This window comes from Flavobacterium sp. N1736 (assembly GCF_025947065.1).
Lineage (GTDB): Bacteria > Bacteroidota > Bacteroidia > Flavobacteriales > Flavobacteriaceae > Flavobacterium.
Genome location: NZ_CP109994.1, coordinates 216,434 through 236,158, shown reverse-complemented (window position 1 = coordinate 236,158; position 19,725 = coordinate 216,434). Strand labels below are relative to the sequence as shown.

The 19,725-nt window shown below is 33.3% G+C and carries 20 protein-coding genes and 2 pseudogenes; 15 read left to right on the top strand and 7 right to left on the bottom strand.

Annotation, left to right across the window (positions count from 1 at the left end):
• The first annotated feature begins 217 nt into the window (after window positions 1–217).
• Together OLM54_RS00975 and OLM54_RS00970 are read left to right on the top strand one after the other, a co-directional pair.
• Complete coding sequence (locus OLM54_RS00975) at window positions 218–832, top strand: SatD family protein (RefSeq protein ID WP_264536751.1); 615 nt, start codon at window positions 218–220, stop codon at window positions 830–832.
• Window positions 829–1,545, top strand: a complete 717-nt coding sequence (locus OLM54_RS00970) for a DUF3307 domain-containing protein (protein ID WP_264536750.1) — start codon at window positions 829–831, stop codon at window positions 1,543–1,545. The genes OLM54_RS00975 and OLM54_RS00970 overlap by 4 nt, the downstream gene beginning before the upstream one ends.
• On the opposite strand, the gene OLM54_RS00965 is transcribed toward OLM54_RS00970, so the two are convergent.
• Window positions 1,531–2,565: a quinone-dependent dihydroorotate dehydrogenase gene (locus OLM54_RS00965; RefSeq protein ID WP_264536749.1), complete on the bottom strand. Its 1,035-nt coding sequence runs from the start codon at window positions 2,563–2,565 to the stop codon at window positions 1,531–1,533. The two genes, OLM54_RS00970 and OLM54_RS00965, sit on opposite strands and share 15 nt — an antisense overlap.
• 224 nt (window positions 2,566–2,789) lie before the next feature.
• On the opposite strand from OLM54_RS00965, the gene OLM54_RS00960 reads away from it, so the two are divergent.
• The 6 genes and pseudogenes from OLM54_RS00960 (at window position 2,790) to OLM54_RS00935 (ending at window position 8,353) form a co-directional block, all read left to right on the top strand.
• Entirely contained in the window at window positions 2,790–4,010 is a 1,221-nt protein-coding gene (locus OLM54_RS00960; RefSeq protein WP_264536748.1) for an OprO/OprP family phosphate-selective porin, read from the top strand.
• A 127-nt stretch (window positions 4,011–4,137) separates the two neighbouring features.
• Entirely contained in the window at window positions 4,138–4,707 is a 570-nt protein-coding gene (locus OLM54_RS00955) for a hypothetical protein (protein WP_319802303.1), read from the top strand.
• Window positions 4,614–5,078: pseudogene (locus OLM54_RS00950) on the top strand (DUF6515 family protein); the annotation flags it as partial. The gene OLM54_RS00955 and the pseudogene OLM54_RS00950, both read left to right, overlap by 94 nt.
• A gap of 105 nt (window positions 5,079–5,183) precedes the next feature.
• Window positions 5,184–6,320, top strand: coding sequence for a formylglycine-generating enzyme family protein (locus OLM54_RS00945; protein ID WP_264536747.1), 1,137 nt, complete (start codon window positions 5,184–5,186; stop codon window positions 6,318–6,320).
• A gap of 166 nt (window positions 6,321–6,486) precedes the next feature.
• Complete coding sequence (gene pepT / locus OLM54_RS00940) at window positions 6,487–7,764, top strand: peptidase T (RefSeq protein WP_264536746.1); 1,278 nt, start codon at window positions 6,487–6,489, stop codon at window positions 7,762–7,764.
• 1 nt (window position 7,765) lies between these two features.
• Window positions 7,766–8,353, top strand: coding sequence for a YdeI/OmpD-associated family protein (locus tag OLM54_RS00935; RefSeq protein WP_264536745.1), 588 nt, complete (start codon window positions 7,766–7,768; stop codon window positions 8,351–8,353).
• Window positions 8,354–8,604: 251 nt separating this feature from the next.
• Here OLM54_RS00935 and yajC read toward each other — a convergent pair whose 3' ends face one another.
• The 3 genes from yajC to OLM54_RS00920 form a co-directional block, all read right to left on the bottom strand.
• Window positions 8,605–8,880 carry a preprotein translocase subunit YajC gene (gene yajC, locus OLM54_RS00930; RefSeq protein WP_264536744.1) on the bottom strand — a complete coding sequence of 92 codons (276 nt, stop codon included), beginning with the start codon at window positions 8,878–8,880 and terminating at the stop codon, window positions 8,605–8,607.
• Window positions 8,881–8,926: 46 nt separating this feature from the next.
• Entirely contained in the window at window positions 8,927–9,838 is a 912-nt protein-coding gene (gene nusB / locus OLM54_RS00925; protein WP_264538597.1) for a transcription antitermination factor NusB, read from the bottom strand.
• Between the two features lie 296 nt (window positions 9,839–10,134).
• Complete coding sequence (locus tag OLM54_RS00920) at window positions 10,135–11,244, bottom strand: amino acid dehydrogenase (RefSeq protein ID WP_319802302.1); 1,110 nt, start codon at window positions 11,242–11,244, stop codon at window positions 10,135–10,137.
• Window positions 11,245–11,448: 204 nt separating this feature from the next.
• Here OLM54_RS00920 and OLM54_RS00915 point away from each other — a divergent pair, with 204 nt between their 5' ends.
• From OLM54_RS00915 to OLM54_RS00900, 4 genes are all read left to right on the top strand, one after another.
• Window positions 11,449–13,227, top strand: a complete 1,779-nt coding sequence (locus OLM54_RS00915; protein ID WP_264536743.1) for an ABC transporter ATP-binding protein — start codon at window positions 11,449–11,451, stop codon at window positions 13,225–13,227.
• A gap of 68 nt (window positions 13,228–13,295) precedes the next feature.
• Window positions 13,296–13,664 carry a PUR family DNA/RNA-binding protein gene (locus OLM54_RS00910; RefSeq protein ID WP_026981839.1) on the top strand — a complete coding sequence of 123 codons (369 nt, stop codon included), beginning with the start codon at window positions 13,296–13,298 and terminating at the stop codon, window positions 13,662–13,664.
• A gap of 175 nt (window positions 13,665–13,839) precedes the next feature.
• On the top strand, window positions 13,840–14,670 hold the full coding sequence (locus tag OLM54_RS00905) for an alpha/beta hydrolase (protein WP_264536742.1): 831 nt from the start codon (window positions 13,840–13,842) through the stop codon (window positions 14,668–14,670).
• Between the two features lie 22 nt (window positions 14,671–14,692).
• Complete coding sequence (locus OLM54_RS00900) at window positions 14,693–15,238, top strand: RBBP9/YdeN family alpha/beta hydrolase (protein ID WP_264536741.1); 546 nt, start codon at window positions 14,693–14,695, stop codon at window positions 15,236–15,238.
• A gap of 148 nt (window positions 15,239–15,386) precedes the next feature.
• Here the strand turns inward: OLM54_RS00900 and OLM54_RS00895 are convergent.
• Window positions 15,387–15,721: pseudogene (locus tag OLM54_RS00895) on the bottom strand (tRNA-binding protein).
• Window positions 15,722–15,839: 118 nt separating this feature from the next.
• Here OLM54_RS00895 and OLM54_RS00890 point away from each other — a divergent pair.
• The 3 genes from OLM54_RS00890 (at window position 15,840) to OLM54_RS00880 (ending at window position 18,220) form a co-directional block, all read left to right on the top strand.
• A complete protein-coding gene (locus OLM54_RS00890) occupies window positions 15,840–16,733 on the top strand; it encodes an alpha/beta fold hydrolase (protein ID WP_264536740.1) in 894 nt (297 codons plus the stop codon).
• Window positions 16,734–16,870: 137 nt separating this feature from the next.
• Window positions 16,871–17,425 carry a thioredoxin family protein gene (locus OLM54_RS00885; RefSeq protein ID WP_264536739.1) on the top strand — a complete coding sequence of 185 codons (555 nt, stop codon included), beginning with the start codon at window positions 16,871–16,873 and terminating at the stop codon, window positions 17,423–17,425.
• A gap of 399 nt (window positions 17,426–17,824) precedes the next feature.
• A complete protein-coding gene (locus OLM54_RS00880; RefSeq protein ID WP_264536738.1) occupies window positions 17,825–18,220 on the top strand; it encodes a GreA/GreB family elongation factor in 396 nt (131 codons plus the stop codon).
• Window positions 18,221–18,332: 112 nt separating this feature from the next.
• Here OLM54_RS00880 and OLM54_RS00875 read toward each other — a convergent pair whose 3' ends face one another.
• Both OLM54_RS00875 and OLM54_RS00870 read right to left on the bottom strand, forming a co-directional pair.
• Window positions 18,333–18,644, bottom strand: coding sequence for a c-type cytochrome (locus OLM54_RS00875; protein WP_264536737.1), 312 nt, complete (start codon window positions 18,642–18,644; stop codon window positions 18,333–18,335).
• Between the two features lie 94 nt (window positions 18,645–18,738).
• A complete protein-coding gene (locus OLM54_RS00870; RefSeq protein WP_264536736.1) occupies window positions 18,739–19,671 on the bottom strand; it encodes a peptidylprolyl isomerase in 933 nt (310 codons plus the stop codon).
• Window positions 19,672–19,725: the final 54 nt, after the last annotated feature.

The following is a 19,725-nucleotide window of genomic DNA, read 5'->3' as shown; positions in this document are numbered from 1 at the left end:
TTAGCTTCTTTTTTAAAGAAATAAAAGATAATAATTTCTTAAATCATAGTATTACGCAATATGGTAATAATGCAAAATATTACCAAAAAGTGTAATAATTATATATATTACCAAAAAACGTAATAATACACATTATTACCAAAAAGTGTAATAATTAAAAAATATTATATATATTTGTAATATAAAGTTTATTTATTTTTAATTATATTTGAATATTATGACGAGCGTAATTACAGGTGACATAATTGGTTCAAGACAGCAAAAATCTAAAAACTGGGTCGAAGGTTTAAAGAAAATTTTATCTCCTTTTGGAAAAACGCCAAGTCAATGGGAGGTTTACCGCGGAGATGAGTTTCAGATAGAAATAAAAAATCCTGAAGAAGCTTTATTGACGGCTATTTTGGTAAAAGCTAGTCTAAAGGCTATAAAATTAGACGCCAGAATGAGTATTGGTTTTGGAGAAAAAACGCATAATGCAAAGAAAATATCCGAAAGTAACGGCTCTGCTTTTATAAACTCAGGAGAACTTTTTGAAACTTTAAAAAAACAAAAAGTGACTTTAGCCATACGAACGGGCGATGAAATTATAGATGAAAGAATGAATCTGATGATTCAGCTCGCTTTGACATTTATGGATAATTGGCTGGCACAATCGGCAGAAGCTGTTGTTGTTGCTATAGAAAACCCTGGTTTATCGCAGGAAGAACTGGGACAAAAATTAGGCATTAATCAGGCTGCGGTGAGCCGAAGACAAAAACGTGCCCAGTATGATTTGGTTATGAATTTAGATCGTTATTTTAGAACACAAATAAAACAACTTACAACGCCATGATTTTATTTATAAAACTACTTTTAGCACATTTATTAGGCGATTTTATATGGCAGCCAAACGCTTGGGTTGCTGATAAAGAAGCAAAAAAACATAAAAGTATTTATTTATATCTTCATATTTTGCTTCACGGAGTTTTGGCAGCCATATTGGCGGGAGAAATTCAGTTTATACCGTATGCTGTTTTAATCGCGGTTTCGCACGGAATTATCGATTTAATCAAATTACATTTTCAAAAAAGCAAAACAAAACGTACGTGGTTTATTGCAGATCAAATCGCTCATGTTTTGGTCTTAATTGCAATTGTATTATGCTATCAAAACGAAACCATCAATTTTCTTTGGTTCGATAATCAATTCTGGATTTTTATAACCGGATTTTTATTGATTACAAAACCAACTTCTATTTTCATCAAAACCATCATTTCGATATGGAGTCCTGAAACCGAAAATAGTAATCAGGACAATTCTCTTGCCAATGCAGGAAATTATATTGGTATTCTGGAACGTTTGTTTGTATTCGGTTTTATCTTAACCGGACATTTTGAAGCGATTGGCTTTTTATTGGCTGCAAAATCTATTTTTAGGTTTGGAGATTTAAAAGAAGCCAAAGACCGAAAACTTACCGAATATGTTTTAATTGGTACTTTAATCAGTTTTGGTGTCGCAATAACTATCGGGCTTCTTGTGCAAACGCTGCTTTTACAATTGTTTTAAAATCTTTTTGTTGATTGCTTTTATCAACGCCGGACCTTCATAAATAAAACCTGTATACAATTGCACTAAACTTGCGCCTGCATTTATTTTTTCAATGGCATCTTCGGCAGAATGTATTCCTCCTACTCCAATAATTGGGAATGCTTTATTACTTTTTTCAGAAAGAAAACGAATCACTTCTGTAGAACGTTTCGTTAATGGTTTTCCGGATAATCCTCCCATTTCAGATTGATTTTGCGATTGTAATCCCTCTCTTGAAATCGTAGTGTTTGTTGCAATTACACCCGCAATTTGGGTTGTTTTTACAATATCAATAATATCCAGTAATTGTTCGTTTGTTAAATCCGGAGCAATTTTTAAAAGAATTGGTTTTACTTTTTGAGTGCTTGTTTTTTGTTTTTCTACATTTCTGTTTTGCAAAGTCTGCAACAAAGCTGTTAAAGGCTCTTTATCTTGTAAAGCTCTTAAATTTGGTGTATTTGGCGAACTCACATTTACCACAAAATAATCCACGTGATCGAACAAAGCATCAAAACAAATGATATAATCGTCAACGGCATTTTCGTTTGGCGTTACTTTATTTTTTCCAATATTTCCTCCAATTAAAACTCCTGAATTCTTTTTTAAGCGTTGTACAGCTTCCAGAACTCCGCCGTTATTAAAACCCATTCGGTTAATAATTGCCTGATCTTCTTTTAAACGGAACAAACGCTTTTTAGGATTTCCTTCCTGGCCAACGGGAGTTACAGTTCCTATTTCGATAAAACCAAAACCAAAATGCGAAAGTTCCTTATACAACTTGGCGTCTTTGTCAAATCCTGCCGCAAGTCCAACCGGATTTTTAAATTTTATTCCAAAAACTTCACGTTCTAAACGCGCATCTTTTACTTCGTAAATTGATTTTATTATTGCCGAAACTCCAGGGATTTTTGATATGAATTTAACAAATGAAAAAGTAAAATAATGTACTTCTTCCGGATCAAACCAAAAAAGTATCGGGCGAATTATCAATTTATACATAAGAGTTGTTGTGTTATTTTTTCGGTTGCAAATTTAATTATAATACTTGAAAATGGCTCTTTTTTATAAGAATGATTTTTTTAACGTTGCAAATTATAAAATGAAACAATGTCAAGTCTTTCAATATCTCTTTTAGATCTTTTAATAGCTAATTTTGAATCACTTAATAAATATTAAGAAAATTCTTGTTTCACAACAATCATAATTATTTGATTTTAAAGCCAATGTACATCATCAATAGAATCATAAATCACTTAAAAAAATATCTGCCGGCGATTTTGTTGTTATTGAGTATTTCGGGATTTTCACAACAAATAAAAGATACGACCAAACTAATTCATTTTAGATATGGCGAAAAAGGAATTGAATTGCGAACGAATGATAATAAATTTCTTTTTCAATTGCAGAGCCGTTTACAATTTCGGTTTTCAACGCCAAATGATCAGGATCCGCTTACTTATGATGATTATAGTCAGGATAAACAAACGACTTTTAAAATCAATAGAGCAAGATTAAAGGTTGGCGGTCATGCTTTTGAACCTTGGCTGAATTATTATTGGGAATATGAATTGAGTCAGTCCAATTTGCTTGATTTTAGAATCATGGTCGAAAAATACAAATGGATTAGTTTAAAAGTGGGTCAATGGAAGGTAGAATTTACGCGGGAACGTTTTATCAGCAGCGGCGAACAACAAACCGTAGACAGATCTTTAATTAATCGTCCGTTTACAGTCGATCGGCAAATGGGTGTTGAAATATACGGGCATCTTAAAGGAAAAGGAATTGCTGATTTTAATTATTGGGCGGCAGCTTTAACAGGAACCGGGCGAGGAAATACTTCAAACGACGACAATAACTTAATGTATTTTGGCCGCGCGCAATGGAATTTTCTGGGAAGATTTCTTGATTTTGAAGGAAGTGATTTAGAATTTCATAAAAAACCAACGCCAATTATTGCTTTTTCGGCCGTTACAAACCGAAGCCCGTACACTCGGTTTTCGCAATCAGGCGGTGGTTATTTAGATGGTTTTGAAGATGGCGCGCCAGGGCAATATCGCGTAAATCAATGGAATATTGAAACTGCTTTTATGTATCGCGGGTTTTCATGGCAAAGTGAATGGCATACCAAAGAAATCATTGATAAACTGGATAATAATGAAACCACTATTATGAAAGGATATTATGCTCAGGCCGGTTATTTTTTTCATAATGTATTTGCCTGGTGGCCAAAAAAACTGGAAATGGCAGGAAGATACGCCACTTACCGTCCGGATAATGCTATTAGGGATAATTTGCAAAATGAATCTACAGTTGCGTTTAACTGGTTTTTTAGCGGTCATAAAAACAAACTAACAACAGAGTTCAGCTATTTTGATTATCAGGATAAAACGTTACCGCTGGCTCAGGGATGGCGTTTTAGAATACAATGGGATATTTCATTATAAGACAGAAACCAAAGTATATGCTACTTATTATCAGATATATATACCGAACAAAACTCAAAATGAATTTTGTTTTTTTAAATAATTCTTAATTTTTTTTAATAATTTTAATATCCATAAAAGACTGAAAATGAAAAGTATAAAAAAGATTCTTAGAAAAATTGCGCTTGTATGTTTAATGGGATCAATTTTCATGATTTCTATTGAAAGTATAGCGCAAAGACATGGCGGTGGCGGTATAAATCGACCTGGCGGAGGTGCAACAAGACCCGCAGTACAAAGACCTGCAACGCAAACCAGACCGGGTTCTAATAATTCAGGAATTAAAAAACCTGCCAATAAAGTTACAAGACCGGCAACAACTACCAATTCAAAAGCCGGAAATAGAAATACAAACAGAAACTCAGCAACCAGAAACAGCAATAATAATATTGGTAACAGAAACACGAATATTAGCGGAAATACGGTTAACAGAAACAATGTAAATATCAATGTAAACAATAGTGTACATGTTCGCAACAATCGTAATACCGTTGTAAGACCGGAGTTAGACCTTACGTTCGCCCTCCTTATGTATACGGTGGTTATCGCTATCGCGCTTACAATCCTTATTTCTTTCATCCTTACAGACCTTTTTATTGGGGACCGGTTTGGCATCCGTGGGGCTTTTTTGCGGCTACTTTGGCCGTTACAGCCATAGTGATAAGCGTTGAAAGTACGCAGTATCATTATGATCAAGGAGTTTGGTATACCCCAACAAGCGGAGGTTATACCGCTGTACCTGCGCCAGTTGGCGGAACTGTAAACAATATTCCGAGTGGTGCAGAAACAGTAAATACCGGAACTGTCAATAATTATTATTACGGTGGAACTTATTATGAAAAAGATGGAAGCAGCTATAAAGTCGTTGCTCCAACTGCAGGAACTGTGGTCGATAATTTACCCGAAGGCGGTGAAGAAGTGACCATAGGAGATGTAAAATATGTAAAATTTGGAGAAACATATTACCAACCCGTTCAGGTTGACGGCAAAGATAAATACGAAGTTGTTCAGGTTGAGGAAGATAAATAACGAAATTATTTATTTTATTTACCCTATAGAATTAATAGAATAATTTTTTAACTTTGACCTAATTTTACTGCTTAGTAATTACTTTCAAATTAAAACTTGATCCTCATGAAAAATAAAAGGTATTGGATATTTGCCATATTAGCCATTTCGATAATTTCTATTGCATTTGGTTACACGAAGCTTATTCCGAAAGAAAAAAATGAAAAAATAGCAGCAAAAGATTGTACCGAAACTCCGCATGCAACTGGCGAATCTGTTTTTAAACCAACAATAGAAAATAAAAATAAGCCTTTGGGCAAAGCACCTAAAGGAATGGTTTGGATTCCGGGTGGAGAATTCTCTATGGGAAGCAATGTTGAAGACGAAAGTTTATGCAGCATAAAAGGCATCACAAAAGATGCAGCACCAATTCACAGAGTGTATGTTGATGGTTTTTTTATGGATCAAACCGAAGTAACAAACGAACAATTTGCAGCTTTTGTAAAAGCAACAGGTTATGTAACGCTGGCAGAAAAAAAACCAACTCACGAAGAATATCCTGATGCTCCATTAGAAAATTTAATAGCCGGATCTGCAGTTTTTACCCCTACGCCGGCAAGTGTAAATTTAAATAATTATATGCAATGGTGGACTTATGTTGCCGGTGCCGACTGGAGACATCCTGAAGGACCAATGAGTTCTATAATTGGCAAAGAGAAATATCCTGTTGTACAGGTTTCTTATGATGATGCCGCTGCCTATGCAAAATGGGCAGGCAAAAGATTACCAACTGAGGCTGAATGGGAATTTGCAGCCCGCGGAGGAAAATCAGGACAATTGTATGCATGGGGAAATAACTTAAAACCTAAAGGAAAATTTCAGGCTAATATCTATCAGGGACATTTTCCTATTGAAAAAGGCGATACAGGCGAAGATGGTTATATTGGTATTGCACCAACTGCCAAATTTGAACCTAATTCTTACGGTCTTTATGATATTGGCGGAAATGTCTGGGAATGGACAAACGATTGGTACACTCCTGATTATTATACTATTTTAAGTGAAAGCGGACAAGTAACCAAAAATCCAAAAGGCGCCGAAAAAGCTTATGATCCTGCAGAACCGGGATTGCTTAAAAAAGTACAACGCGGCGGATCATTTTTATGTACAGATCAATATTGCTCGCGTTATATGGTTGGCACCAGGGGAAAAGGCGATTATCAATCTCCGGCAAATCATATTGGTTTTAGATGTGTGCAATGATTTTTTTAGCACAAATTAATTAAAATATAAAATCCAATTTCATGAATTAATTCTTGAAATTGGATTTTTAAGTTTTAAGCAAACAATTAAAATTCGTGAGTTCGTGGCGAACTTTTTTATCTTTAAACCCCTTAATAATTGTTTATATTTGCTAAAAAATAAAGAAATGCAGCATATTATAGATCGTTTTATCAGTTATGTAACAATTGATACTGAATCAGACCCAAATTCACAAACTACACCAAGCACAGAAAAACAATGGAATCTTGCCAATAAATTAGTCGAAGAACTAAAAACAATTGGTTTGCAAGATGTCACTATAGACGATAAAGCGTATATCATGGCTACTTTACCAAGTAATGTTGAACACGAAGTGCCTGTAATTGGTTTTGTTTCGCATTTTGATACTTCGCCGGATTTTAGCGGAGCTAATGTAAAACCTCAAATTATTGAAAACTACGATGGAAAAGATATTGTTTTAAACGCTGAAAAAAACATCATTTTATCCCCAAATTACTTCAAAGATTTATTGCAGTATAAAGGACAAACCATTATTACTACAGACGGAACAACTTTGCTTGGCGCTGATGATAAGGCCGGAATTACAGAGATTGTTTCTGCAATGGAATATTTAATTCAGCATCCTGAAATTAAACATGGAAAAATCAGGATTGGTTTTACTCCCGATGAAGAAATTGGTCGCGGCGCACATCATTTTGATGTGGAGAAATTTGGTGCTCAATGGGCTTATACGATGGACGGAAGCCAGATTGGTGAATTAGAATACGAAAATTTTAATGCCGCCGGAGCTAAAATTACCTTTAAAGGAAAAAGCGTTCATCCTGGTTATGCAAAAGGAAAAATGATCAATTCGATGTTGATTGCAAATGATTTCATCAACGAACTTCCGAAAGGTGAAACACCTCAGGAAACAAAAGGATATGAAGGATTTTTTCACGTTCATCATTTAACGGGAAGTATTGAAGAAACCGTTTTGGAACTGATTATTCGTGATCACAACAAAATCAAATTTGAAAAAAGAAAAGATTTAATTGGAAAAATTGCCAAAAAAATCAATAAAAAATTCGCCAGACAATTTGGTGAAGATATTGTAACCGCCGAAGTAAAAGATCAGTATTACAATATGAAGGAAAAAGTGCTTCCGGTAAAACATATTGTTGATATTGCCGAAAAAGCAATGCGAGAACTGAATATAAAACCGATCATTAAACCTATTCGTGGCGGAACTGACGGTTCGCAATTGTCATATATGGGATTACCGTGCCCGAATATTTTTGCGGGTGGACATAACTTTCATGGAAAATATGAATATGTTCCTGCCGAAAGCATTCAAAAAGCAACAGATGTTATTGTGAAGATTGCAGAATTAACAGCAACTCCGGGCATTTTTGATACAACTGAAAAACCTAAAGGAAAAAGATAAATTGGAGCCGAATTCTGATAAAAAACACGTTTGGGACAAAATCAATAAGTGGGAAGAAGAACTTCTTTTCCTGAAATCAATTATTGACAAAACGGAACTGGTTGAAACCATAAAATGGGGCGGTCCTATTTATGTTTACAACAAAAGAAATGTTATTGGAATTGGTGGTTTTAAAGATCATTTTGCCATTTGGTTTTTGAATGGCGTATTTTTAAAAGATGAAAAAAAGAAACTCATTAACGCTCAGGAAGACAAAACAAAATCTATGCGCCAATGGCGTTTTACTTCAAAAGAAGAAATAAACGAGAAAGAAGTTCTTGAATATATTCTAGAAGCAATAGAAAACGAAAAGCAGGGTAAAATCATTAAACCTTCAAAAAAAGAAGCCATAGTTTCTGAACTTCTCCAAAAAGAAATGGATAAAAATCCGGCTTTAGCAGAAGCTTTTCAAAAGTTTAGTCCTTATAAACAATACGAGTTTTTAGAATACGTAGAAACTGCAAAACAGGAAAAAACCAAACTATCCAGAATCGAGAAAATAATCCCGATGATTTTGAATAATGTTGGATTGAATGATAAATACAGGTAGAATTACGTCCTTGCGAGGAATGAAGCAACCTCACGAAGTATTATTACACATTGTAACCATAATTTTGTCATTTCGACGGAGGAGAAATCACACTAGGTGATCGACAATGATTATCGACAATCCTTATGGAGTTTCTCGTGTGATTTCTCCTTTCGTCGAAATGACAAAATCGTATACTTTAAACCAAAAAAAATCCCAAATTCCATTTATTAGAATTTGGGATTATATTTTTATTATAATTTCTAAAAAAATTAAGCTTTTTTATTCAAAGCAGCGCTCATTTCCATAGAAATAGCTGAACGTTCAATTTTTAATTTTCCAGACATTGTTTCGATAACTGCACTTGTTTCTGCAAGCTCAACCACTTTACCGTGAAAACCACTTTTAGTAATTATTTTGTCACCTATTTTTAGGGTGCTTTCAAATTCTTTTTCGTTTTTTGCTCTTTTTTGTTGTGGTCTGATCATAAAGAAATAGATCACTACAAACATTAATAGAAATGGCGCAAATTGCGTTAATTGTCCCATAATTTAAATTCTGTTTTTGATTTGATTTATTATTAATATTTTGTTCTTACATCAAACCTCTTCCTACTTTCACCATCTTTTTGTTGGCTTCAAGTTCTTTTACAAGGTTATCTAAAATTCCGTTGATAAAAATACTACTTTTTGGTGTAGAATACTCTTTTGCAATTTCTAAATATTCGTTAAGAGTTACTTTTACTGGAATTGATGGGAATTTTAAAAATTCGCAAATTGCCATTTTCAAAATAATCGTATCAATTTCGGCAATTCTTTCACTGTCCCAGTTTGGTGTTTTATCATCGTATTCTTTTGCCAAAATCGATTCGTTTAAAACTGTTCTTCTGAACAAATCTTTTGCAAAATCTTTATCTTCAACATCTTTATACAATTTTGGCACTCTAAAATCGTCCGGATCTTCCGTTTTAATTGCTTTTAATTGTTTAACAATATGTGTATTTACAACCGGAATATCATCAACCCAGGTTAATTTATCATCTTCTAAATACTCATATAATTTTTCATTCGGAACAATAACTTCTGCAAACAAATCGATTATAAATTGTCTGTCTTCTTCAAAAGTATTTTTTGTTGTGCTCATGTATTTTACATACAAATCGCTCGCTTTAATATCATTTAAAAGTAAAATGATATAATCATCATTTAATGACCAATTGTTGATTTTACGATTTTCTAAAGCAATACTAAGTGAATTACTTTCGGCAAGAAGTTGAAAAATTTTGTTTTTGATAAATTTTTCATTCGGATTACGTTCTGCAGCAGTTGCAAGATGTTTTTTGCTTGAAAGATGTAAAAAAACAGATTCTTTTTTGCAAATTTCAATCAATGAAGAAAGCATTATAAGATATAAATCCTGAATATTGTCAATGCTGTAAAAAAGAAACTTCTCTTCTTTTTCCATATTGTCAGAACCGCTTTGATGCATTGCATAAATGGATTGCATTACTTTAACGCGTATGTGTCTTCTATTTACCACCTTGTAAGAACATTTAAAAATTAGTCTGCAAAATTAAGGATTTCAATCCTTATATTAAAATTTATTCGTAAAAAAGCTGTTGTTTTTAGTCACAGTTCTCAGTCGCAGTATTCAGTGATGTCGAAACCAATTAAAAAGTCGCAGTTTTCAGTCTCAATATTCAGTCTAAGCAAATAAAAAAAGTCTCAGTCTTCATTTTCAAAACTGAAAACTGAGACTGAGACTGAATACTGAGACTGTAAACTATTGTAGTAAACTAATAACTATTTCTTAGCCGCATTTTCAATTTTTCTCAAATCGATACGATTTTGAGCAATTGTAAGAGCAGCTTTGTGTGTTGTCATTCCGTTTTTCACGGCGTAATCGATAATTTCTAAAGTTGTGTTGTAGATATTTTCGGTTTTGCTCATGATTTCAGCTTTACCATAATGCTCTAATTCAGCATAAACATTGATAATTCCACCAGCATTGATCAAGAAATCCGGAGCATATAAAATACCTCTTTCCTGTAATCTAGCTCCGTGAACATTTTCATCAGCTAATTGGTTGTTGGCAGCACCAGCAATTACTTTAGCTTTAATTTTGTTTACTGTATTGTCATTAATTGTTGCTCCCATTGCACATGGCGCATAAATATCAACATTTGCACTGTATAAATCTTCACCCGTATAAATTGTTGCATTATACTTTTGGGCAACTTCGTATAATTTTTCTTCGTTGATATCGGCAATTGTAACGATCGCTCCTTCTTTAGTCAAATATTCTACTAAAGCTTCACCAACGTGACCAATTCCCTGAACCAAAACTTTTTTACCGTCTAAAACATCAGAACCAAACTGACTTTTTGCAGCCGCTTTCATTCCTAAATAAACACCGTAAGCTGTTATCGGAGAAGGATTTCCAGATCCGCCTCTTTCTTCAGAAATTCCTGTAACATAAGGCGTTACATCTCTTACAGTATCCATGTCTTTAGTTTCCATTCCAACATCTTCTGCAGTAATATATCTTCCGCTTAAAGAGTGAACAAATTCACCAAACTTACGCATCAATTCAGGTGTTTTCTGCGTTTTAGCATCACCAATAATTACCGCTTTACCACCACCAATATTAAGTCCCGTAATAGCCGATTTATAAGTCATACCTCTGGAAAGACGCAAAACGTCGTTTAAAGCTTCCCATTCCGTATTATAATTCCACATTCTGGTTCCTCCTAAAGCTGGTCCCATAACTGAATTATGAATACCAATAATTGCTTTTAAACCTGTATCTTTGTCATTGCAAAAAACAATTTGTTCGTGATCGTCAAAAGATAATTGACCAAAAACAGGATCCATTTTTTGAAGTTCTTTTCCAGTTGCGAAAGTTGCATCCATAGCGCTAGTATTTATTAGTTATAAATTATGAATTTGTCAAAAAGACTTCTCAAACTTAATGAAAAAATACACTTGTGCTAATTTTTTATCTTTAAAATAACAATTATACAATAAATTTATTTTGATTTAATTGCATATTATTATACTTTTAATTAAGAATAATTCACAAAATCAAAACAATACTATATTGAATCTCTTAAAAAAATGAAAGAATTAAGCTATTTAAATAAATATTTTATTAAATATAAATACAGTTTTTCCTTTGGAATTTTAACAACTATAATCGCACAAATATTTTTCTTATTCACTCCAAAACTCGTAAGTCACTCTTTTAACGTTATCGAGCGGTTCTTAAAATTATCTGATGCCGACCAAAAATCTGCTATTATTATTAACTATTACAAGCAGGATTTAATTCATAATGTACTGTTAATCATTGGTAGTGCGATTGTTGCGGGTTTTCTAACTTTTTTAATGCGTCAGACTTTAATTGTAATGTCGCGTCATATTGAATTTGATTTAAAAAACGAGGTTTTCAAACAATATGAAAATCTTTCGCAAAATTTCTACAAACAAAACCGTACGGGCGATTTGATGAACCGTATTAGTGAAGACGTTTCTAAAGTGCGAATGTATGTTGGTCCGGCGGTAATGTACACTATTAACACTTTTATACGTTTTGCAATCGTTATTATATATATGTATAATGTATCACCTTTATTGACTTTATACACTATTTTGCCGTTACCAATTTTGTCTTATTGTATTTTTAAACTGAGTTCTGAAATCAATAAACGAAGTACCACTTTCCAACAATATTTATCTAAAGTTTCGAGTTTTTCGCAGGAAATATTTTCCGGAATTCGGGTTATAAAAGCATATTCACTAGAAAATCAGCATCAAAATAATATGGTGGCTCTTGCCGATGAAAGCAAAAAGAAAAGCTTGGATTTAGCCAAAGTTCAGTCCCTCTTTGGCCCTTTGATGATTGCTCTTATCGGAATCAGTAATTTGGTTGTAATATATTTTGGAGGTGTAATGTACATCAACGGAACAATTTCGAATATTGGTACTATTGCAGAGTTTATTTTATATGTAAACATGCTTACGTGGCCGGTTGCTTCTTTAGGTTGGGTTTCATCAATGGTTCAGGAAGCAGAAGCATCTCAAAAACGTTTAAATGAATTTTTGAAAATTGAACCGGAAATTAAAAACAAAAACGAAAATCCATCCGATATTCAAGGTTCAATTGCCTTCGAAAATGTGAGTTATACCTATGAAGATACAAATATTAAAGCCTTAAAAAATGTAACTTTTACGGTAAAAAAAGGAGAAACTCTTGCCATTTTAGGAAAAACGGGTTCCGGAAAATCTACCATATTATCATTGATTTCTCGCTTGTACGATGTATCGGAAGGAAAAATTACAATTGACGAGGAAGAAATAAGCACTTTAAACTTAAATGATTTGCGTAATAATATTGGAATTGTGCCTCAGGATGCTTTCTTATTTTCGGATACAATTAAAAATAATATAAAATTCGGAAATCAGAATGCCAGCGATGAAGAAGTAATTGAAGCTGCCAAAAGTGCTGTGGTTCATGATAATATCATTGCTTTTAACAAACAATACGATACTATTTTAGGAGAAAGAGGCATCACACTTTCGGGCGGACAAAAGCAGCGTGTATCTATTGCGAGGGCGATTATTAAAAACCCTGCTATTTTACTTTTTGACGATTGTTTGTCTGCCGTTGACACTGAAACTGAGGAAACGATATTGAATAATTTATTCGAAATTTGTAAAGATAAAACTACAATAATTGTCAGTCATCGGGTTTCTTCGGCTAAGAATGCCGACAAAATAATCATTCTGGAAGATGGTAAAATAATACAACAAGGCTCTCATAATCAATTAATAAATCAGGATGGCTACTATTCATCGTTATATTTAAAACAACTTTCAGAAAAAGAATTACTTTAATTGTTGTGTAATCGATAATTTTTTATGATTTTTGATTACTATTAATTCCAAAAATGATAGAACGTATTATGAGAGAAAATGACATGTTAGAAAAAGAAGAGATTTTTTCTAAAGTATTACGAGCAGGAAGAAGAACTTATTTCTTTGATGTGAGAGCTACTAAAGCAGACGATTATTATATCACTATTACAGAAAGTAAAAAATTTACCGAAGAAGACGGTTCTTTTCATTTTAAAAAACACAAAATTTACTTGTACAAGGAAGATTTTGGTGCTTTTGCCGAAATACTTGAAGAAATGACTTCATATGTCTTGAACCACAAAGGCGAAGAAGTAATCTCTGAAAGACATCAAAAAGATTTTAAAAAAGAATATGGTTCTGATAAACCCGAAGGTCAAAGATCTAGCTTTACAGATATCGATTTTGACGATATTTAGTCCAATATAACTTTTTAAAAAGTACGAGTCCAATATGTCCAGCATTTTGGACTTTTTTTATATATTTAGTTAAGTGTTAGAAGTTATGAGTTAGGCGTTAAATGCGAAATATCTAATATCTTAAAACTTAATTAACTCTAAATATTTTCCTTTATAACCTATAACTTCCAAAAAAATGAAAAAAATAATTCTCTTACTTATTTTATTCTTTATTGGAATTTCATCTTTTGCCCAAAAAACAGAATATGAAACTAAAACCAATATTCAATATTATAATGCAGCAACCAATAAATCTGACAGTTATATAAACGAAAGATGTGTTCTTGATATTTATTATCCAAAAAACTCAAAAGGTTTTGCAACAATAATTTGGTTTCATGGCGGCGGATTAACCGGCGGAAGCAAAGAAATTCCCGAAGCTTTAAAAAACAAAGGATTTGCTATTATTGGCGTTAATTACAGATTATCTCCAAAAGCAAAAGCCGAAAAAGCTATCGAAGATGCGGCTGCAGCAGTTGCTTGGGCTTTTAATAATATTGGTAATTACGGCGGCGATACTTCACAAATTTTTGTTTCAGGACATTCTGCCGGCGGATATCTGTCTCTAATGATTGGCTTAGACAAAAAATGGCTTCAAAAAGAAGGAATCGATGCCAATAAAATTGCCGGACTTATTCCGTTTAGCGGTCAGTGTATTACTCATTTTGAAATTAGACGAGAAAAGGGAATTCCGGACAAACAACCTACAATTGATGCTTTTGCACCGCTTTTTTATGTTCGTGCCGATGCTCCGCCACTTTTATTGATTACAGGAGATCGTGAATTGGAAATGTTAGGACGATATGAAGAAAACGCATACATGGCACGCATGATGAAATTAGTAGGACATAAAGAAACTAAACTTTTCGAATTAGGCGGATATGGTCACGGAATGACAGAACCGGGCTTTCCGTTGCTTGTAAACGAAGTAAATCGAATTGTAAAGGAGAAACAAACTAAAAAATAATAATTTAAATAAATCCACGGCAATGGAAACAAACTTATTAATATTACCCGGATTGGGAAATTCAGGCGATAAACACTGGCAAACCTTTTGGCATAAAAAATTTGAAAATTCAATTCGTCTCGTTCAGGACAATTGGGACGAACCTGTTCGCGAAGAATGGCTTGAACGATTAAATGAAGAAATTGAAAAACTGGATAAACCTACAATTTTAGTAGCGCATAGTCTGGCAGTTTCTTTGGTGCAGCATTGGGCGGCATCAAACAGTAACAAAAATATTGTTGGCGCATTACTGGTAGCTCCAGCCGATGTAGATTCACCTCAACATACGCCGGAATCTGTCAGGAATTTTTCGCCAATGCCAATTTCAAAACTACCATTTCCATCCATTCTGGTGGCAAGCGAAAACGATCCTTATGCTTCTTTCGAAAGAAAACAATATTTTGCAGAAAAATGGGGAAGCGATTTTGTAAATGTAGGACAAAAAGGTCACATCAATTCAGACTCTGATTTACAATATTGGGAAGAAGGACAATTGATTCTACAGAAGTTAATTGAGAAAGTTTCTTAGTTTTTAGTCGCGGTTTTCAGTTTTCAGTTTTCAGTCTCAGTCGCAGTTTTTAGTCTCAGTCACAGTAGCAGATTTCAGTCGCAGTCACAGTACAATGCAACTGAATACTGTAAACCGTAAACTGAAAACTGAGACTGTATACTGAATACTACCCAATACGAAGACCATTTTCTATTTTAAAATCGGGAGATAATAAAATGACGTCTCCCTCCTCGCCTATTGCGCCAAGAACGAGACATTCACTCATGAATTTTCCTATTTGCTTTCTGGAAAATTAACAACCGCTACAATTTGTCTGTTTATTAAAACTTCTTTTTGGTAACGTTTTGTAATTTGTGCCGATGATTTTCTAATTCCAATTTCGGCACCAAAATCGATTGTAAGCTGATAAGCTGGTTTTCTTGCTTCGGGAAAATCATTTACTTCTATAATCGTTCCCACTCGCATATCTGTTCTTTCAAATTCATTCCAGGTTAAATCCATATTTTTTATAATCTATTAATATTGTAAGTATTACAATTAATTCTATAACTTTTTTTGAGGTTTCAGCTTCTAATTTTACAAATGTAAATGAATAAGCTAACAATTAAAAAATTATAAAATGGAAAATGTTTTAACCAATAACAGCCCATCTCTTAGAGAATTAAATTGTGACATCTCAGTTCAGTGTACTGATAAATATATAGAAACAGATCCAAATGTAAAATTATATGTAAGAGATTATGGCAAGGGAAAACCTGTAATTTTAATTCATGGCTGGCCTCTTTCTAACGAAATGTGGGAATATCAAATTGACTTTCTAGTAGAAAATGGATATAGAGTTATTGCATATGATCGCCGCGGATTTGGTAAATCTTCTCAACCGTGGGAAGGTTATGATTATGATACTTTGACAGATGACTTAAAAGAGATCATTGAGCAGTTAAATTTAGAAGATGCAACTCTTGTTGGTTTTTCTATGGGCGGTGGCGAAGTAGTACGTTATTTTAGCAAATATGGAGGGAAAGGCGTTACCAAGGCAGCGTTAATTTCTTCTGTTGTTCCTTTTTTATTAAAAACAAATGATAATCCTGACGGACATCCAAAAGAAAAAAGCGATAATACCGCAAATGCGATTAAAGAAGACAGAATAGGTTTTGTAGATAATTTTGGAAAAACTTTTTTTGGAATCAATATTATCAATAAACCGTTAAGCACTCCATTAATGGAATACTACAGAATGCTGTGTTCTTTTGCTTCGCCAAGAGCGACTTTAAAATGTGCTGAGTCTTTTTCATATACTGATTTTAGAGATGAATTGGACTTTATGAAGGTTCCAACATTAATTATTCATGGTGATGATGATAAAATTGTTCCAATTGATCTGACTTCGAAAAAAACAGCAGCAGCCATTCGTGACAATACTTATATCGTTTATGAAGGTGCGCCACACGGATTGTTCTATACGCACAAAGACAAATTAAATTCAGATTTATTGAATTTCTTAAATTCTTAAATCTTCTATATATATAATTTCCTAAATACTTTATCCAAAGGGACTATTTTAATAATATGTCTCTTTGGATTTTTTTATTGCAAGTGCTGTCTTTTATTCAGAATTAAATCTAAATTTGAATAAAGATATTTCACAAAATGGCACAAACTTCTTCAAATATAATTCCGCTTGGAACACTTGCTCCAGCCTTCAAATTAAAAGATACGAATTCTAATAATATTTACTCGTTTGATGATTTGAAAGGATCCAAAGGAACTCTTGTCATTTTTATATGCAATCATTGTCCGTTTGTGCATCATGCATTAACAGAAATTATTATGATTGCAAATGATTATCGTGTACAAGGAATTGGAGTTATTGCAATTTCAAGCAACGATGTTCTCAAATATCCGCAGGATTCTCCTGAAATGATGACTGAATTTGCTTTTCAAAACAAAATAGATTTCCCTTATTTATTTGATGAAAATCAGGAAACAGCAAAAGCATATAATGCCGCATGCACGCCAGATTTCTATTTGTTTGACAATCAGGATAAACTATTTTATCACGGACAGCTCGACGATTCGAGACCAAATAATGGAATTCCGTTAAGCGGAAGTGATTTGCGAAGCGCTATTGATGCCCTTATTTATAACAGAAGTTTGAATGAAATTCAAAAACCAAGTATAGGCTGCGGCATTAAATGGAAATAAATATTAGTTTTTTAGCATAATTTTCTTATATTTGCAGCTCATTAAACAATTCTCATTGTGAGCACTATAAATATATCTACAGCTTTTTTGTTGTTGTTTTCTTTAAAAAGAAAACCGCTTACTGCTGCATTTATTTCACATAGTAAGGCCTTTATTAATTAGGCCTCCGTCAATTTCAATTTCTTCTTTCGGCGGAGGATTATTATCAAAACGAATCATTTATTTTATTTGAAAGAGTAAATTCTCTCTCAAATAATTTTTTGGTTCTTTTAATTAAAACTTTTCAAGCATACATTATTCTCAAATTTCGATTGTGAATATGCAATTCGAAAATCATTTTAGCATTCATCAGCCTGGAAAAAACAGTACATAAAAACATTAATAATAATACATATCGTTATGAAACCAACACCAACATTCTGCAAAACAGATTATCATTTTTTAAGAGAATTGATATTAAAAAGCAAAAATTCTACAAATACTAAAGAAGCCAATCAGCTTTCGCAAGAATTAGATCGCGCCATTATAAGTAAAGAAAGCGAATTAGACCATTCGATTATCCGAATCAATTCGTATGTTACGATTGAAGATGTAAAGGTTAAAAAACAAATGAAAATTCAAATTGTTTTACCTTCGGCATCAGATGTAAAATTGGGTAAAATTTCAATTTTGGCACCTTTGAGCGTTGCAATTATTGGCTTTAAACAAAATGATGAAGTTGATTGGGAATTACCTGCGGGAATAAAAACTTTAAAAATAATTGCTGTAGATAACACTGCTGTTACCCATCTATAATATTCTTAAACACCTCACTTGTGAAGGTGTTTTTTTTATGTCTATTTCAAAAAAAAAACTATCCAATAAAATCTTACTGAATAGTTTATTTAAAATCTACAATATCAATTTCTTATAATTGCGAAGTAATATAATTTGATATCGAAGCCATTTGAGTATCGTCTAAATGTGCTTTCTTCTGCATCCTTGTTAAAATTGGTTTCCACTCTTCCTGACTAAATTTCTTTGGCTCGTATAGTTTGTGGCATTTTACACAGCTATTTTCATATAAGTTTTTACCTTCTGCCAATTCTGGTGTTAATTCTGTAGCTTTAACGGTTTCTATAACTGCTGGCGTTGCCGGAGCAGACAGGGTTGATTTTTTAGTTCCGCATGAAATTAAAAGTAAAGTTACAGCGGTCAGGGTTAGAATTTTTGCTTTCATTATTTTGTTTTAATTTTTAAGTAAATATAAAAAAATCCCATTCGGCAAGCGAATGGGATTATTATTTAAAACAAAACTAAATTGTCTTTAAATCTTATTTAACGTCCATTAATTCAACGTCGAAAATCAAAGTAGCGTTTGGTGGAATAACTCCTCCAGCTCCTGAAGCTCCATATGCTAAATCAGATGGAATTACAAAACGAGCTTTATCTCCTACTTGTAATAAAGCGATACCTTCGTCCCATCCTTCAATAACCTGACCTTGACCTAATCTAAATTCGATTGGTTTTTTACGTGGATAAGATGAATCAAAAACTTTTCCGTTTTCAAGAGAACCTTCGTAATGTACAGCAACTGTTTTACCTGCTTCTGCCTTTTTACCATCTCCTTTATTGATCATTTTATAACGTAAACCACTTTCTGTTCTGTCAAAACCTGCAGCTAATTGCTCCATTTTTGCTTCAGATTCTGCTTTTAAAGCTGCATCTCTTTTTAGACGAGCACCTTTTAAACCAATAAAAGCTTCAATAGCATTGAATTTTTCAGCCTCTTCACCAACTCTGATAATTTCTACAGCGTCAAGATTATCTCCCTGAGCAACAGCATCAACCACATCCTGACCTTCGATAACGTGACCAAAAACAGTATGTTTTCCATCTAACCAAGAAGTTGGAACGTGAGTGATATAAAATTGAGAACCGTTACTTGCAGGACCTGAATTTGCCATTGCTAAAACTCCCGGACGATCATGTTTTAAACTTGGGTGAAATTCATCATCAAATTTATAACCGGGATCACCAGTTCCTGTTCCTTTTGGACATCCACCCTGAATCATAAAATCAGGAATTACTCTGTGAAATGTTAATCCGTCATAGAATTTTTGTCCTTGAGGTTTTACTTTATTTTCCATATTTCCTTCTGCAAGAGCTACAAAATTCCCTACGGTTCCTGGTGTTAAGTCGTGTGTTAGTTTTACTAAAATCGAACCTTTGCTTGTGTTGAATTTAGCGTATATTCCGTTTTCCATTGTTGTAATTTTTAATTTTGATTGCAAATTTACAAATTAATTCTGTATCAATTT